The sequence below is a fragment of the Xenorhabdus littoralis genome (genome assembly GCF_033949345.1).
In the GTDB taxonomy this organism is placed as follows: Bacteria; Pseudomonadota; Gammaproteobacteria; order Enterobacterales; family Enterobacteriaceae; genus Xenorhabdus; species Xenorhabdus littoralis.
Genome location: NZ_VCDP01000315.1, coordinates 1 through 317, shown reverse-complemented (window position 1 = coordinate 317; position 317 = coordinate 1). Strand labels below are relative to the sequence as shown.

1 protein-coding gene is annotated in these 317 nt (G+C 38.5%); it reads left to right on the top strand.

Annotation, left to right across the window (positions count from 1 at the left end):
* On the top strand, positions 1–317 hold a 317-nt coding region (mobV, locus tag FE394_RS19720), incomplete at both ends, for a MobV family relaxase (RefSeq protein WP_319927993.1).

The following is a 317-nucleotide window of genomic DNA, read 5'->3' as shown; positions in this document are numbered from 1 at the left end:
AATTTTTTGAAACCGCGTTAGATTTTGTTAAACAGGAATATGGAGAACAAAATGTGATTCATGCAACTGTACATAAAGATGAGATGACACCACATATGCATTGTGCCATTGTACCAATCACAGAAGATGGACGATTGTCTGCAAAAGAATACTTTGGAAAACGCCAACAATTGATTGCGCTGCAGGACAATTTTCAAAAACATATGGTCGAAAATGGATTTGAATTAAAACGTGGGATTTCAAGTTCACGCAGACACGTCGAAATGGGGCGTTTGAAGGCTGAGGGAGTGTTAGATAGTACCAAAGTACTAGAAAGG